This is a genomic window from Kitasatospora sp. NPDC033851 (assembly GCF_055576085.1).
The window spans coordinates 340123-355086 of record NZ_JBVIRL010000004.1 but is presented as its reverse complement, the minus strand read 5'-3'; the positions used below and the strand labels follow the sequence as shown (position 1 = coordinate 355086).

Below are 14964 nucleotides of genomic sequence, written 5' to 3'. Positions count from 1 at the left end.
ACCTTCCATGCGGACGTACGTTCGATCGGCCCCGAGCATAGGCCCCGCGCGCAAGCCCTGATCACGGCCCCGACCCGGTCAGCCCGTGGTGGGCGCCGTCAGCAGCGGCAGCACGACCTCGTCCAGGATCTCCGCCACCACGCGGTCGGACGGTACGACCCCGCCCACCAGGAACGCGTCCCGCAGCAGGTCGAGCGGGAGCGAGACGACGCGCGGGGTGATCCGGGCCGGGTTGATCTCGCCCCGGTCGGCGGCGCGTCGCATCATCACGCCCAGGCTGCTGACCGGCCCTTCGGCGGTCAGTCCGCCGGTGAAGCCGGCGCGCAGCTCGGGGTCGCGCAGCAGGTCGACCAGGAAGCCGTGGACGGCGTCGGTCGGCAGGTCGTCGAAGCGGTGCAGCAGGCTGCCCAGGAAGCGCGCCAGGTCCGCGCGCAACTCGCCGGTGTCCGGCGGCTCCTGGTAGTCGGGGGCGTTGCGGCCGAGGGCGGCGATGACCAGGGCGGCGCGGTTCGGCCAGCGGCGGTAGAGCACCGGTTTGCTGGTCCGCGCGCGGGCGGCGACGCCCTCCATGGTGAGCCGGTCGTAGCCGTGGTCGGCGAGTTCGGCCCAGACGGCGTCCAGAATCGCCCGCTCCAGTTCGTCGCCGCGCCGCCGCACCGGCTTGTCGCCCACCGCCGAGTCCCCCGCCGAAGCCCGCACCGTGTCTCGCACTGGTCCCGCACCCGACTCTCGTAGATACGTTGCGTTTCTTATCAAGGTCAGTCTACAGTCGAAGGCAAGAAACGCGCCGTATCTTATGGCCGGATGGCCAGGGGGAGATCCGTCATGCGCACTGCTCACACCACCCACACGACTCATGCCACCCAGACGACTCACACCACCCGTACGACCGAGGTCCTGGTGGTCGGCTCCGGCCCGGTGGGCCTCGCACTCGCCATCGGGCTGGCCCGCGCCGGAGTGGGCTGCCGCGTCATCGAGCGGGAGCCGCGGTTCCGCGACCGCGGCGTCCGCGGCAAGGGCATCAACCCGCGCACGCTGGAGGTGTTCGACGACCTCGGCGTCGCGGAAGCGATCCTCGACCGCGGCACACTCGACCTCAAGGTCCGTACGTACGAAGGGAGTCGGCTCCTCGGCGAGGCCGACCCGGCGACCGGCCACCGGCCGACCCCCGACCGCCCGTACGCCGGCATGCTGCTGCTCGGCCAGCACCACACCGAGGAGGTGCTGCGCGGACGGCTCGCCGACCACGGCGTCACCGTCGAGACGGACACCGAGCTGCTCGACTACACCCAGGACGCGGACGGCGTGCTCGCCACCGTCCGGCGCGGCGGCCGGACCGAGCGGCTGAGCGCCCGCTTCCTGGTCGGCTGCGACGGAGGCCGCAGTACCGTCCGCAAGCTGGCCGGTGTCCCCTTCCTCGGCGAGACCTGGGAGGAGGAACGGTTCCTCATGGCCTCGATGGACGTCGACGGCCTGGACACCGACGCCATGCACATCTGGAACGACCCCCGGCTCGGCGTCGGCGCACTGGCGATGATCCCGATGCGGGCGGACACCAACTGGGCCGTACACGCCGCCGTCGACCCGGACGAGCACGGCGAAATCCCCGCCCCGACTGCGGAAACCTTCCGCCGCCTGTTCGCCGAACGCGCCGGACTGCCCGGAGTCACGCTGCACGAACCCATCTGGTCCAGCGTCTGGCGGCCGACGGTCCGCATGGTCGAGCGCTACCGCGACGGCCGGGTACTACTCGCCGGGGACGCCGCGCACTGCCAGTCCGCGGCGGGTGGCCAGGGCATGAACACCGGCATCCAGGACGCGCACAACCTGAGCTGGAAGCTGGCCGCCGTCCTGCGCGGCGCGCCCGACGCGCTGCTCGACAGCTACCAGGACGAGCGGCTGCCCGTCGCCCGCGCCGTCCTCGCCGCCACCTCCGCCCAGCACAAGGCGCTGTTCAGCGCCGACGGCGCCCGCGCGCTGACCGACCAGTTCGTCAACCCGGCCGCCACGGGCACCGACTTCACCGGACTCTCCGTCGGCTACCGGGGCGGCCCGCTCGGCCGCGACCTCGACGACACCACCGGCATCCGGGCCGGCGACCGCGCCCCCGACGCGCCCTGCACCACCGCTGACGGCACACCGACCCGGCTGTTCGACCTCCTCCGCGGCCCGCACTTCACCCTGCTGACCATCGGCGAGCACCCGTCACTCACCGGCCTGCCCAGTGAGGCCGGCCTGCCAGGTAACGCCGACCTGCCCGGCAACGCCGGCCTGGCCACCGAAGCCGGCCTGTACGCCCTCCCGGGCCTGCCCGGCGCGGCCGGCCTGCGCCGGTCCGCCGTCCTCGACCCCGACGGCCACGTCGCCCGGGCGTACGGGCTGCGCGGCGACGCCGTCGTCCTGGTCCGGCCGGACGGCTACGTCGCACTCACCGGCGCCACCGCCGACCCGGGCACCATCGCCGGGCAGCTCGGGGGCTACGCCCCGGTGGTGTGAACCCCGCCCGACGCGGACGAGCACGCCCGCTCGTCCGCGTCGGCGAGCCAGAAGTAGACGGCCGGCAGCCCGAGTTCGATCACCATCAGCACCACCTGGAACCAGTGCGGCCACCCGTCCGCCGCGATGGACAGCACCCGCCCGAGGCCGCCCAGCAGGAACACCGCCGCCAGCCACCGCACCACCCGCGCGGGCACCGGCGTCTGCCGGGCCGCCCAGATCCAGGCCACGCCGTACCCGGCGAAGATCGCACCCATGAAGCGGCCGAAGCTGTCGACCGTCGGGCCCGCGTGCGCAGCCCCGGGGATCGCGACGTTCCCCAGCAGGAGATGGAAGAACCCGATCGCCACATCGGCGACCCCCATCATCCATGCGAGCACCCGCAGTGTCCTGGCCATGACCCATCCACCCGTCGTCGGTCCGGTCGGCGCGCGCCCCGATGGACATGCGACCCAGCTGACCCGCGCCTTGGTTGACGCCGCCTTAGTTGACACGCGTCTACTAAGCCAGTTGAAGCCCACAAGTAGACACGTGTCAAGTAGCCTGGCGCGCATGTCAGTCCACGAACGGCGCCGCCGGCTCGCCCCCGCCGAGCGACGCGCCCAGCTGCTCTCCGTCGGCGCCCGGCTCTTCGCCGCCCGCCCGTACGAGGAGGTGCTGATGGAGGAGGTCGCCGAGCAGGCCGGGGTCTCGCGCGCCCTGCTCTACCGTCACTTCCCGAGCAAGCACGACCTGTTCGCGGAGGTCTACCGGCAGGCCGCCGACGAGTTGCTCGCCCGGTCCCGGTTCGACCCCGCCGACAGCCTGATCGAGCAGCTGGTCGAGGGCATGGACGCCCACCTGGACTACTTCATCGCCAACCGGCACGCCGTGCTCGCCGCCAACCGCGTCCTGGCCGGCGACCAGGTGATCCAGACGATCATCACCGAGGAGCTCGACGCCCTGCGCGGCCGCCTGCTCGGCGTCCTCCCGCTCGCGGACGAGACGGCGCGGCCGGCCGTGTCGCAGATCCTGCGCAGCTGGCTGGTGTTCGTCCGGGTGCTGGTCATCGACTGGCTGACCGAGGAGAGCTGCACCCGCGACGAGCTGCGCGACGCCTGCATCGGCGCCGTCCTGGGCGCGCTCCGGCCGTTCCTGCCCGCCGGTCCGGCGCCCGACCGGGGGTGGTGACGCTTACCATCGGTCCGTAACGGGAAAAACCGCAGAAAGCATCCAACTACGGCTGAAAATATGACAGTTGGATGTGAAGGTCGCACCCACCCCGAAGGGACCCATGGACTCCGCCGCCGACACCCGGACCGCCCTCCCCCCGCTCCACCGGCTCGCCGTCTCCCCCGTCCGACCACCCCACCCGACCACCCTCCCCGACGGCACCCCCGCCTGGCTGGTCACCCGCTACCACGACGTCCGGCAGGTCCTCGGCGACCCCCGGCTCACCCGGTCCGACCTGCACGACGTCGGCACCGCGGGCGCCACCGCCGACGTGGCGGCCAACCCGGCGTCCCTGTTCAACCAGGACGGCCCCGCCCACCGGCGCCTGCGCGGCACCGTCCAGCGCGCCTTCACCCCGCGCGCCATCGCCGGCTGGCAGCCCTGGGTCGCGGCCGCCGTCCAGCAGTCCGTGGACGCGCTGGTCGCCGCCGGACCGCCCGCCGACCTGGTCGCCGCATTCACCCGGCCGGTGCCCTTCGCCGTCACCACCCGGCTGATGGGACTCGACGGCGACGGCCCGGACAGCCTGGACGAGGACCGGCTGCACCGCTGGACGCTTGCACTGCTCGCCCAGGGGGACGGCGGTGAGGCCTCCAGCGACGACGGAGCCGAGAACGGAACCAAGGCCGGGGGCGGGGCCGATACCGGAACCGAAGCCCGGACCGAGGCCGCGGCGCACGCCGAAGCCCTCGCCGAATACGGCGCGTTCACCACGGAGTTGATCGAGCGCCGCCGCCGCGATCCCGGCGACGACCTGGTCAGCCGGCTCGTCCAGGCCGCCGACCACGACGGCGGCATCCCCGAGGAGTCACTCGTCCACCTGGTCGCCGGGCTCACCGCGAGCGGCAACGAGAGCGTCGCCGGCGCCCTCGGCAACGCCCTCGTCTACCTCCTCGGCGAACGCGCCGACCACTGGCCCCGCCTCGCCGACCCGGACACCGCCGAACGCACCGCCGAACGCCTGCTCCACTTCATCCCGCTCGGCGACGACGAGGCCACCATCCGCCGCGCCACCGCCCCGATCGAGCTCGGCGGCGCCACCATCCCGGCCGACGCCGTCGTCGCCATCAGCCTCGGCAGTGCCAACCGGGACCCCGACGTCTACCCCGAGGGCCTCGACGCCGACCTCGACCTCCCCCTCGCCGCTCCCACCCTCGCCTTCAGCGCCGGCCCCCACTACTGCATCGGCGCCTGGCGCGTCCGGCTCGAAATGCGCGAGTCCCTCCACCGCCTGGCCGCCGCCCTGCCCCGCCTCCGCCTCACCACCCCGGTCGCGGACATCGCCTGGCAGCTCGGCAGCACCACCCGGAGCCCGGCCCGAATCCCCGTCGACTGGTGATCAGCGGGCCGTGTCGCTGGTGCCCAGCGGACCGTGCCGCTGATGCCCAGCGAGCCGTGCCAACTGCTGATCAGCGGGCCGCGCCGGGAGGGTTCACCCGAACAACCCCTCCCCCAGCACGCCGCCCTCCGTCACCCCCGGCAGCACGTACACCACCGCCGACGCCGTGTGCTCCAGGAACGGGTTGAGCGCGTCCCGCGCCGCCAGCCGGTTCTGCACCCGGGTGAACTGCGCCGGGTCCCGCACGAAGGCGCAGAACAGCAGGCCCCGGTCGCCCGGTCCGTCGTCGTAGCTGTAGCCGCGCCGCAGCATCCGGGCGCCGCCGTCCAGCCGGGGGCTGGAGAGCCGGACGTGGGCGGTGGCCGGGATGACGTACGAGCCGTCGGGGTTCTTCGCGTAGATGTCCGGCTCGTCGTGCTCGGCCGTGCCGGTGAGCGGGGCGCCGTCGCCTTCCCGGCGTCCCATCGCGAGGTTCCGGCGGTCCTCGGGGAGGGCGGTGAAGGCGGCGGTGTCCATCCGGATCCGCCGGTAGACCAGGGCCGTCCCGTGCTGGTGCGGGCCCGGCGGGCCCCAGACCCACTGCCGGGCGGCGTCCTCGTCGGGGTTCGCCGTGCCGTCCTTGAAGCCGAACAGGTTCCTCGGCGTGGTGCCCGCGGCCGTCCGGGGCAGGAAGCCGGACTGTGTCCACCGCACGGCGGCGCCCGCCGCCGCGGCCGCCGCGCCGACCTGTTCGGCGACGACGGACAGCGGCCACCGGTCCGCCGCGCACAGCTGGACCAGCAGGTCGCCGCCGCCCCGCGCCGGGTCGAGCCGGTCCCCCGGGAAGGCGGGCAGCTCCGCGAGGACCGGCGCCGGAACGTTCAGCCCCAGCCGGGAGGCGAGCCCCGGCCCGACCCCCAGCAGGCTGCTGAGCCGGGCCGGTTCGCCGCCGCGCAGGCGCGCGTCCGCCGACGTGCCGCCGACGGCTTCGGCGAGCACCCGGGTCAACTCTCCGAGCAGGCCCCGCAGGGCGGTCCGGCCGTCCGAGGTCGCGGCGGGCGCCAGGTCGAAGGCGAGCAGCTGGGTGGCCGGCTGCTGCGGGGCCGTCACCCCGGACTGCCGCTCGCCGTGGAAGGGGACGGACGGCTCGGGCGGCGGCGCCGCGGCCCGTCCGCCGTCGCCCCCGCGGGCCAGCGCCGTGACCCCGGCGCCGACGCCCGCACCGACCCCGGCGGCCAGCACCGCCCCGCCCGCGAGCAGGGCCCTGCGGTCCACGCCGCTTGGGACAGTTCGGACAGTTCGTGGCCGGTTCTGCGCCTTTCCGTTTTCGGCATGCATGGGCGACATTGGAGACGATAGAACACGCCTTATGCAACTTTTGACCACACGTCAATTTCGGTCCGCCACAACGTCCACCGAAACGTCCGCTACGACGCCCGCTACAACGCCCGCCACAACACCCCCACGGGGAGCCGCGCTCCGCCACCTCCTCCCCGCCCTGCTCACCGCCGCCGCGCTCGCCGTCTCCGGCTGCTCGTCCACCGGTTCGACCTCGTCCGATGCACAACACCCGGAAGGCACGGTCGTTCGCGTCCCGCAGAACTTCCCGACCATCCAGCAGGCCGTGGACGTGGCCCGCGAGGGCGACACCGTCCTGGTCGAGCCGGGCACCTACCGCGAGAGCGTCCGGATCACCAAGCCCCGGATCGTGCTGCGCGGCACCGACCGCAACACCGTGGTCCTCGACGGCGGCGTGCGGCTCGTCAACGGCGTCACCGTCACCGGCCCGGGCTCGGTGGTCGAGAACCTGACCGTCCACGGCTACCTGGCCAACGGCGTCCTGTTCACCGGCGTCACCGACGAGAAACTGCAGCAGCGCGGCGCCGGCGGCTCCGCCTACGACCCCCTGGACACCGCCCGATTCCCCGTCGTCCAGGGCTTCCGCGCGACCCGCGTCACCGCCTACAACAACGGCCTGTACGGGATCTACGCCTTCGACGCGCGCGGCGGCGTCATCGAGGACTCGTACGCCTCCGGGCAGGCCGACTCCGGCATCTACGTCGGCCAGTGCAAGCCCTGCGACACCCTGGTGCGCGGCAACACCGTCGAGCGCAACGCCGTCGGCATCGAACTCACCAACGCCTCCGACGGGTTGAGCATCCTCGGCAACCGGGTCACCGGCAACCGCGTCGGCGTCACCGTCAACTCCAACGACCTCGAAGCCCTCGCCCCGCAGCACGGCGCGGTCATCGCGGGCAACGCCGTCACCGACAACAACGCCGCCGACACCCCCGAACAGGCCGACGGCGGCTACGGCATCGGGATCGGCATCGGCGGCGGTACGGCGAACCAGGTGCAGCGCAACCTCGTCCAGGGCAACCGCGCCGTCGGCATCGTCATCACCGACCCGCCCGGCCACCCGGCGAGCGGCAACCGCGTCGAGGGCAACCGCGCCACCGGCAACGGCACCGACCTCACCATGGCCTCCGTCGACCCGGGCAACTGCTTCACCGGCAACCAGCCCGCCGTGCAGAGCCCGGAGAACCTGGAGGCCGTGGCCGGCTGCGGAGTCCAGGGTCGCGGCCCGGTACCCGCCGGCCGCACCACCCCGGTCCAGGCGCCGCCCGGCATCCCGTTCAGCCAGGTCCCGGCCCCGCCCGCCCAGCCGTCACTGCCCGACCCGGCCGCCCCCGGCCGCCCCGCGACCGACCTCCCGGGCCCCGTCGACCCCGCCGCCTACCCGCTCCCGGACACCGCCGACGCCGTCCCGAAGCACTGACCACCCCCACCCGCACCACCCCACCGGGCGGGCCCGCCGCCACCCACACACCCCGGGCCCGCCCCGACAGCCCGCCGCTCTGGCCGGCCGGGAACGCCGTCAAGGGTTCGCAAACCGGCAGGACAGTCCGGACAGCTCGGGACGACCCCGACTTCCTTGCCGACACGGGCAGTTCGGGACACCACGGGCAGTTCGGAATCCGCCCGAAAGACCCTCCGCGGACATGACATACTGCGTCGGTGACCGCAGCAGACCTGGCCGAGAAGCCACCCAAAAGCCGTCCGCAACTGGGCCGGAAGTTCACCCTGCTGTGGTCCGCCTCGGCGATCTCCTCGGTCGGCGACGGCATGCGGGACTCGGCCCTGCCGCTGCTGGCGGTGGCGGTCTCCGACTCGCCCAGCGCAGTCTCGGTGGTCTCCGTCGCCGCGTCGCTGCCCTTCCTGCTGATGTCGCTGTACGGCGGCGTACTCGCCGACCGGGCCGACCGGCGACGGCTGATGTGGACGATCGACGCCCTGCGCGCCGTCGTCGTCCTGGGCTTCGCCTGCTGGGTCTTCCTCGCCACCCCGCCGCTGGTCGCGCTCGCCGCACTGGCCTTCCTGCTCGGCTGCGGCGAGACGGTCTTCTCCAACGCCGCCACCTCGGCCGTCCCGGAGCTGGTCCGCCCCGACCAGCTGGACACCGCCAACGGCCGGATGCAGGCCAACATGCTCGTCGGCGGGAACCTGATCGGCCCGCTGCTCGGCTCGGTGCTGTTCGCCGTGGCCGCCGGCTTCCCCTTCACGGTGGACGGCGTCTCCTTCGCGCTCGCCGCCGTCCTGGTCGCCGCGACCGGCCGCTCCACCGCCGCCCGCGCCAAGGCCGGCCGCCCGGTGCTCACCGAGATCCGCGAAGGCGTCAGCTGGCTGTTCCGCCACCGCGAGGTGCGGATGCTCGCCGTGCTCTCCACCCTCGGCGCGCTGACCTGCTTCATGGGCACCACCATGATGGTGCTGATGGTCACCAAGGTCGTGAAGGCCCCCGCCGCCTCCTACGGCATCGTCCTCGCGGCCGGCGCGATCGGCGGCACCGCCGCGAGCACCCTGGCCGGCCGGCTCAGCAGCCTGCTCAGCCGGGGCACCCGGATCGCCCTCTCCTTCCTGCTGATGGGCGTCTCGCTGATCCTGATGGCGTTCAGCACCTCGGTGTTCGAGATCGCGGCGCTGTACGGCGTGATCGGCTTCGGCATCGTGACCTGGAACATCCAGGCGCTCTCGCTGCGCCAGCAGGCCATCCCGAAGGAGCTGCTCGGCCGGGTCAACAGCTGCTACATGCTGCTGAGCCGACTCGGCATCATGGGCGGCGCCGCGCTCAGCGGGTGGATCGCCTCCGTCACCAGCATCCGGACCCCGCTCGTCACGGGCGGCACCCTGCTGCTCGTCCTCCTGGTCGCCGTGCTCTTCCTGCTGCCCCGGATGACCGCGATGGAGGCCGCTCAGGCCCAGGCCCCCGAGCCGGAGGCCGCCGCCGCTCCCGCCACCACCTCCGCTCCTTCCACCACCTCCGCCCCTGCCGAAAACGAGGCCAAGGACGAGGTCAAGTAGCCCTCGCCCGGGGGAGGCGGCTCCTCCCCCGGGCGAGGTACGGCAGCCGGGCCTGGGCCTGGCCGGGCCTCAGCTTCCGTCCTCGGCAGAGGCCTTGGCCCACGCGGCCTCGCGCAGCAGCCGCAGCCCGTTGAGGCCGACGATGACGGTGGAGCCTTCGTGGCCGAGCACGCCGAGCGGCAGCGGCAGGGTGGCGACCAGGTCCCAGACCACCAGGGTCGAGATGAACACCGAGGCGATCACCAGGTTCTGCACCACCAGGCCCCGCGCCCGCCGGGAGAGCGCCACCACAGCCGGGACGGTGGCGAGTTCGTCGCGGACGACGACCGCGTCGGCGGTCTCCAGGGCCAGGTCGGAGCCGGCCCGTCCCATGGCGACGCCGGTGTGCGCGGCGGCCAGCGCGGGCGCGTCGTTGACGCCGTCGCCGACCACCAGCACCTTGCGCCCGGCCGCTTCCTGTTCCCGTACGGCGGCGACCTTCTCCCTCGGCAGCAGCCCGGCCCGGACCTCGTCGATGCCGACCTCGGCGGCGACCCGGGCGGCGGCGCGCGGGTTGTCGCCGGTGAGCAGCACCGGCGTGCGGCCGGTGAGCCGGGTCAGCGCGGTGACGGTGGCGGCGGCGTCGGGGCGCAGCCGGTCGGCGAGTCCGAGCAGGCCGACCGGGATGCCGTCGACCTCGACCAGGGCGGCGGTACGGCCGGCTTCCTCCAGTTCGGCGGCGAGTTCGGCGGCTTCGGTGGAGGCGGTGTCGGTCCGGTCGTTGATCAGCCGCGCCGGCGCGCCGACCGCGACGACCCGCCCGCCGACGGTGGCGGTGACGCCGGCCCCGGGGACGGCGGCGAAGTCCTCGGCGGGCGCCGGGGTGAGTCCTCGGGCGCGGGCGGCGTCGACGACGGCGCGGCCGAGCGGGTGTTCGCTGGCGTGTTCGGCGGCGGCCGCGAGTGCGAGCAGGTCGTCGTCGGAGAGGCCGGATCCGCTCAGCGGGTGGATGTCACTGATCCGGGGTGTGCCTTCGGTCAGGGTGCCGGTCTTGTCCAGGGCGGCGGCGTCGGTCTGTCCGAGGCGTTCCATCACCACAGCGGACTTCACCAGTACGCCGTGCCGTCCGGCGTTGGCGATGGCGGAGAGCAGTGGCGGCATGGTGGCCAGGACGACGGCGCACGGCGAGGCGACGATCATGAAGGTCATCGCCCGCAGCAGTGAGCCGGTGAAGGCCGCGCCGAGGGCGAGGGGCACGGCGAAGACGGCGAGGGTGGCGATCACCATGCCGATCGAGTAGTGCTGCTCGACCTTTTCGATGAACAGCTGGGTCGGCGCCTTGGTCTCGGAGGCCTCTTCGACCATCGCGACGATCCGGGCGATCACCGAGTCCGAAGCGTCCCGGTCGACCGTGACGCGCAGCGCGCCGGTGCCGTTGAGGGTACCGGCGAACACCTCGTCGCCGATCTGCTTGGCAACGGGAAGTGGTTCGCCGGTGATGGTGGCCTGGTCGACGTCGCTCGCGCCGTCGAGCACCCGCCCGTCGGCGCCGATCCGCTCTCCCGGCCGGACCAGGACGGTGTCGCCGACGGCCAGTTCCCCGGTCGGCAGGGTCTCCTCCCGGCCGTCGGGCAGCAGCCGGGTGGCGGTGGCCGGGGCGAGGTCGAGCAGCCCGCGCACGGAGTCGGCGGTACGGGCGGTGGCGAGCGCTTCCAGGGCGCCGGAGGTGGCGAAGATGACGATCAGCAGCGCGCCGTCCATGACCTCGCCGACGGCGGCGGCGCCGAGCGCGGCGACGATCATCAGCAGGTCGACGTCGAGGGTCTTCTCGCGCAGCGCCTGCAGGCCCGCCCAGGCGGGCTCCCAGCCGCCGGTGGCGTACGCGAGCGCGGCCGGCGGGCCCCAGGCCCAGGCGGGGGCGCCGGTCAGCTGGAGCGGCAGGGCGATCAGGAAGAGCGCCGTCGCGGTGGCGGCCCAGCGGGCTTCGGGCAGCGAGAGCACCCGGGTGCGCCGCCGGGGCGCGGGGTCCGGGCGCCGGGCGGCCGGGGGTGCGGGGCGCTCGGTCAGGGTGGAGGAGGGCATGGCGGGGAGGACCTTCGGGGCAGGGCGAGCCAAGGACTCATCCACCATACATGAACATATGAACGCTCCTTCATGGATGAGTTGTAGTATTGGCCGCATGGGTCATGGAGCCGCCCCCGCCACCGCCGTCCAGCACACACGCCTGGACGCCGTCAGCGCTGCCCGGGTGGCCACCACCCTCCAGGCCCTGGCCACCCCCTCCCGCCTGCTGATCCTCTCCCGCCTCCGCGAGGGCCCCTGCGCCGCCACCGAACTCGCCACCGAGGTCGGCCTCGAACAGTCCGCCTGCTCCCACCAACTGCGGCTGCTGCGCAACCTCGGCCTCGTCGTCGGGCAGCGCCAGGGCCGCTCGGTGGTCTACGCGCTGTACGACAACCACGTCGCGGCACTCCTCGACCAGGCCGTCTACCACATCGAGCACCTGCGGCTCGGGCTCAGCGACGCACCGGACACCACGGAGTAGCGCACGAACGAGTAACACCCGAACGAGTAACGAGTAGCGCGCGAACGGTAACACCCCAAGAGACGACCGCTACGCGATGGCAGGGCCATGCTTCGGCCGCCCGGCGGGCCCGGCCGGGCGGCTGGAGTCGGGCTGTGGGTCAGGCCACCGATCGGCGCTCGCGGTCGGGGCGGTGGGGCATCCCCCGGGCGGCCACCGCGCCGAGCGCGACGACCGCGATGGCGAGGAACGCCGCGAGGCCGATCAGGAGTCGCACGGGGCCTCGGCCTTCCCGTGCTCCCGAAGGAGGGCGAGCAGGTTCAGGACAGTGCCGGCCGGGGCGTTGCCGAAGCGGACGAGCACGCGGCCGTCCACGACGCTGTCCGTGGTGACGGACGGCCAGAGCAGGCCGAACTTCCGGCCGCGCTCCTGGAGTTCGGCGATCAGGTAGGCGACCTCCGGCTCGGTGTAGGTCCGCATCAGCGGGTCGGCCGGCTCGATCGGGCGGCCATCGGCGGCGGTCACGCGGCGGCGTCCAGCTCGAACCAGCAGGACTTCCCGGACTTCCGGGGCCCGGTGCCGAAGCGGTGGGTGAGGGAGCGGACGAGGTGCAGCCCCCGGCCGGAGACGGCGTAGGGGTCCGAGTCGTCCCGCTGGATCGGGAGGACGGGGCTCGCGTCGCTGACGGAGACCCGGAGGACCCGGTCGAGCACCACGATCACGACGAGCGGCGACGGACTGCCGCCGTGCCGCCAGGCATTGACGAACAGTTCGAGCAACGCGAGCTCCGCGTCGGCGCCCAGGTCGGACTGCCACCCGGCGCGCGCCGTCGCCTCGCGCAACTCCTCGCGCGCGGCCGACCAGTCAGGGGGAAGTTCGAGGGAGAACACGAAGAGACCTCCACTCGCATATATACAAATCGAACCTGAATTCGGCGGCCCAGGCTGCCAGTTGTTGGTAGCGCTGGTGCCGTTCACACAGGCAGACTGGTCAACTGACAGCTCAGGAGGGGACAACATGGCAGTCTCGACCGTTCGGCGGCGGAGGCTCGGCGGCATGCTGCGGAAGCTTCGCGAGGAACGGAAGCTCACCGCAGAGGTGGTCGCAGAGGCCACCGGGATGAGCCAGCCCAAGCTCACTCGGATCGAGACAGCTCACACTGCGGCCAAGATCGAGGACGTCAACAAGCTCCTCGACTACTACGGATGTGACGACGAGGACTTCCGGGCCGGACTGATCGCCATCACCAAGGACGGGAGCAAGCGAGGTTGGTGGCTGAGCTACCGAGACGTCCTTCACGCGACCGCAACGGATCTGATCCTGCTGGAGTCCGACGCCTCGACGCTGAGGACATACGAGCCGGCGTTCATCCCCGGACTGTTCCAGACTCCCGAGTACGCCCGCATCGTCATCGACCGGCTTCGAACCGAGTCCAGCGGCACGGTCGAGGACATGGTTCAGGTCCGGATGGCGCGGCAGTCGATCCTCACCCGGCCGAATCCCGTCCAGGTCTGGGCCGTCATTCATGAAGCCGCACTCCGGACGAATGCCAACTGGCCCGACATCATGTCCGGCCAGCTGGACAAGCTGATCTCGTTGAGCCGCCTGTCCAATGTCAACATCCAGGTCATGCCGGCAGGAGCAGCAGTCCATCCCGGCATGGCCGGTGCGTTCGCCCTGCTCGGGTTTCCCCAACGTGCGGACCTGGACGTCGTCCTCGTCGAAGCTCTGATCAGCAGCCTTTGGGTTGAGGAACCAGCCGACGTCGAGCTCTACCGAGCGAAGTTTCAGGAGATCACGGCCGAGGCCCTGTCAGTCGACTCATCGCTCGACTTCATCACCGCACAGAGGGACGAGATCAAGTGACTCACCACCACCCCGACGCCTCTACCACCGGGTTCGCCTTCAAGAAGTCGAGCTACAGCGGGGGTAACGACAACTGCGTCGAAATCGCCATCCCGAACGAATCGACCACGTGCATCCGTGACTCGAAGGACCCGAGTGGCCCCGCCCTGTCCTTCGACCGCGCCGCCCACTCCGCCTTCGTCAACGCCGTCGCCACCGGGGAGTTCGACTTCGGGCTCCTCTGAGCAGTCCCGCTGAGCGGTGCCTCGCCCGGGTCGGGCGAGGCACCGCCTTCTCATGGCGTTCTGAGGTCGGGTCAGCAGAACTGGACCCTTGCGTCGTACGTCGCACCGATACGCTGGGCTACCCCGGTCGCGTCAGTCATTGACAGTCAGGTCAGTCACCTCAGTGACGTCAGAGGAGTTGCGATGGATGAACGGCTGCTCCACAGCTCGTCGTTCGGCGCGGCGGCGGGCGCCTACGCCGAGCACCGCCCGGACTACGCGCAGGCCGCCGTGCGCTGGGCGCTCGAACCGGCGCCCGGGCCGCGGGTGCTCGACCTCGGTGCCGGGACGGGCAAGCTGACCGGCACACTGCTCGCGATGGGCGTCGACGTCGTCGCGGTCGAGCCCGACCCGGCGATGCTGGCCGAGCTGCGCCGAGGCCTCCCGGCCGTGCGCGCGCTGCCGGGCAGCGCCGAGGCGATCCCGCTCCCGGACGGGTCCGTCGACGCCGTGGTGTCCGGCAACGCCATGCACTGGTTCGACATGGACCTCGCGGGCCCGGAGATCGCCAGGGTCCTCTCCCCCCGCGGGGTCCTGGCCGGGCTGTGGAACGTCTTCGACGACGGGGTCGACTGGGTGGCCGGGCTCGCGCGGGTCAGCGGCAGCGCGGCCGTCGGCCCGCGCGACGTGCCCGCCGGCTGGCGTGCCGAGACGGCCGGCCTGCACCGTCCCACGGCGGGTGGGGACGCCCGGTTCGACTCGCCGGAGCAGGCCGAGTTCCCGCACGGGCAGCGCCGGACCGCCGACTCCCTCGTCGCGACCCTCGGGACGAAGGCGGGCATGCTGGTCATGCCGGAACGGGAACGGGAGGCCGCGCTGGCCCGGACCCGCGCCTACCTCGCGAGCCGACCGGAAACCGGCGACGGCGAGTTCACCCTGCCCATGCTGACCGGCGTGCTGCGCGTCCGGCGGATGTGACGCCCGATCCTCGGGGCGCCTCGGGC

At 72.8% G+C, this 14964-nt stretch carries 15 protein-coding genes; 9 read left to right on the top strand and 6 right to left on the bottom strand.

From position 1 onward, the window contains the following. Positions 1-78: 78 nt before the first annotated feature. Positions 79-672: a TetR/AcrR family transcriptional regulator gene (locus ACZ51D_RS11140; RefSeq protein ID WP_465661954.1), complete on the bottom strand. Its 594-nt coding sequence runs from the start codon at positions 670-672 to the stop codon at positions 79-81. A 153-nt stretch (positions 673-825) separates the two neighbouring features. On the opposite strand from ACZ51D_RS11140, the gene ACZ51D_RS11135 reads away from it, so the two are divergent. Further along, the gene (locus ACZ51D_RS11135) at positions 826-2496 is read left to right on the top strand and encodes an FAD-dependent monooxygenase (protein ID WP_465661952.1); all 1671 of its coding nucleotides are present in this window, start codon (positions 826-828) and stop codon (positions 2494-2496) included. Here ACZ51D_RS11135 and ACZ51D_RS11130 read toward each other — a convergent pair. Continuing rightward, a complete protein-coding gene (locus ACZ51D_RS11130; RefSeq protein WP_465661951.1) occupies positions 2478-2894 on the bottom strand; it encodes a DUF4345 domain-containing protein in 417 nt (138 codons plus the stop codon). The two genes, ACZ51D_RS11135 and ACZ51D_RS11130, sit on opposite strands and share 19 nt — an antisense overlap. 154 nt (positions 2895-3048) lie before the next feature. On the opposite strand from ACZ51D_RS11130, the gene ACZ51D_RS11125 reads away from it, so the two are divergent. Together ACZ51D_RS11125 and ACZ51D_RS11120 are read left to right on the top strand one after the other, a co-directional pair. Then, complete coding sequence (locus tag ACZ51D_RS11125) at positions 3049-3666, top strand: TetR/AcrR family transcriptional regulator (protein ID WP_465617300.1); 618 nt, start codon at positions 3049-3051, stop codon at positions 3664-3666. Between the two features lie 103 nt (positions 3667-3769). Beyond that, a complete protein-coding gene (locus ACZ51D_RS11120; RefSeq protein WP_465661950.1) occupies positions 3770-5047 on the top strand; it encodes a cytochrome P450 in 1278 nt (425 codons plus the stop codon). 93 nt (positions 5048-5140) lie between these two features. Here the strand turns inward: ACZ51D_RS11120 and ACZ51D_RS11115 are convergent, their stop codons facing one another. Continuing rightward, positions 5141-6301 (bottom strand): Dyp-type peroxidase, encoded by a 1161-nt coding sequence (locus tag ACZ51D_RS11115; RefSeq protein WP_465661949.1) that lies wholly within the window; start codon positions 6299-6301, stop codon positions 5141-5143. 94 nt (positions 6302-6395) lie between these two features. On the opposite strand from ACZ51D_RS11115, the gene ACZ51D_RS11110 reads away from it, so the two are divergent. Next, positions 6396-7805 (top strand): right-handed parallel beta-helix repeat-containing protein, encoded by a 1410-nt coding sequence (locus ACZ51D_RS11110; protein WP_465661947.1) that lies wholly within the window; start codon positions 6396-6398, stop codon positions 7803-7805. A gap of 239 nt (positions 7806-8044) precedes the next feature. Then, complete coding sequence (locus tag ACZ51D_RS11105; RefSeq protein WP_465617292.1) at positions 8045-9388, top strand: MFS transporter; 1344 nt, start codon at positions 8045-8047, stop codon at positions 9386-9388. 69 nt (positions 9389-9457) lie between these two features. On the opposite strand, the gene ACZ51D_RS11100 is transcribed toward ACZ51D_RS11105, so the two are convergent. Further along, positions 9458-11449: a heavy metal translocating P-type ATPase gene (locus ACZ51D_RS11100; protein WP_465617290.1), complete on the bottom strand. Its 1992-nt coding sequence runs from the start codon at positions 11447-11449 to the stop codon at positions 9458-9460. 97 nt (positions 11450-11546) lie between these two features. Here ACZ51D_RS11100 and ACZ51D_RS11095 point away from each other — a divergent pair, with 97 nt between their 5' ends. Then, on the top strand, positions 11547-11912 hold the full coding sequence (locus ACZ51D_RS11095) for an ArsR/SmtB family transcription factor (RefSeq protein WP_465617288.1): 366 nt from the start codon (positions 11547-11549) through the stop codon (positions 11910-11912). 243 nt (positions 11913-12155) lie between these two features. Here ACZ51D_RS11095 and ACZ51D_RS11090 read toward each other — a convergent pair whose 3' ends face one another. Together ACZ51D_RS11090 and ACZ51D_RS11085 are read right to left on the bottom strand one after the other, a co-directional pair. Beyond that, positions 12156-12416: a hypothetical protein gene (locus tag ACZ51D_RS11090; protein ID WP_465661945.1), complete on the bottom strand. Its 261-nt coding sequence runs from the start codon at positions 12414-12416 to the stop codon at positions 12156-12158. Next, positions 12413-12781 carry an ATP-binding protein gene (locus ACZ51D_RS11085; protein ID WP_465661943.1) on the bottom strand — a complete coding sequence of 123 codons (369 nt, stop codon included), beginning with the start codon at positions 12779-12781 and terminating at the stop codon, positions 12413-12415. The genes ACZ51D_RS11090 and ACZ51D_RS11085 overlap by 4 nt, the downstream gene beginning before the upstream one ends. 127 nt (positions 12782-12908) lie before the next feature. Here ACZ51D_RS11085 and ACZ51D_RS11080 point away from each other — a divergent pair, with 127 nt between their 5' ends. From ACZ51D_RS11080 to ACZ51D_RS11070, 3 genes are all read left to right on the top strand, one after another. Further along, on the top strand, positions 12909-13757 hold the full coding sequence (locus ACZ51D_RS11080; protein ID WP_465617282.1) for a helix-turn-helix domain-containing protein: 849 nt from the start codon (positions 12909-12911) through the stop codon (positions 13755-13757). Then, the gene (locus tag ACZ51D_RS11075) at positions 13754-13981 is read left to right on the top strand and encodes a DUF397 domain-containing protein (protein WP_465617280.1); all 228 of its coding nucleotides are present in this window, start codon (positions 13754-13756) and stop codon (positions 13979-13981) included. The genes ACZ51D_RS11080 and ACZ51D_RS11075 overlap by 4 nt, the downstream gene beginning before the upstream one ends. A gap of 183 nt (positions 13982-14164) precedes the next feature. Continuing rightward, positions 14165-14938, top strand: coding sequence for a class I SAM-dependent methyltransferase (locus tag ACZ51D_RS11070; RefSeq protein WP_465661941.1), 774 nt, complete (start codon positions 14165-14167; stop codon positions 14936-14938). The last annotated feature ends 26 nt before the right edge of the window (positions 14939-14964 follow it).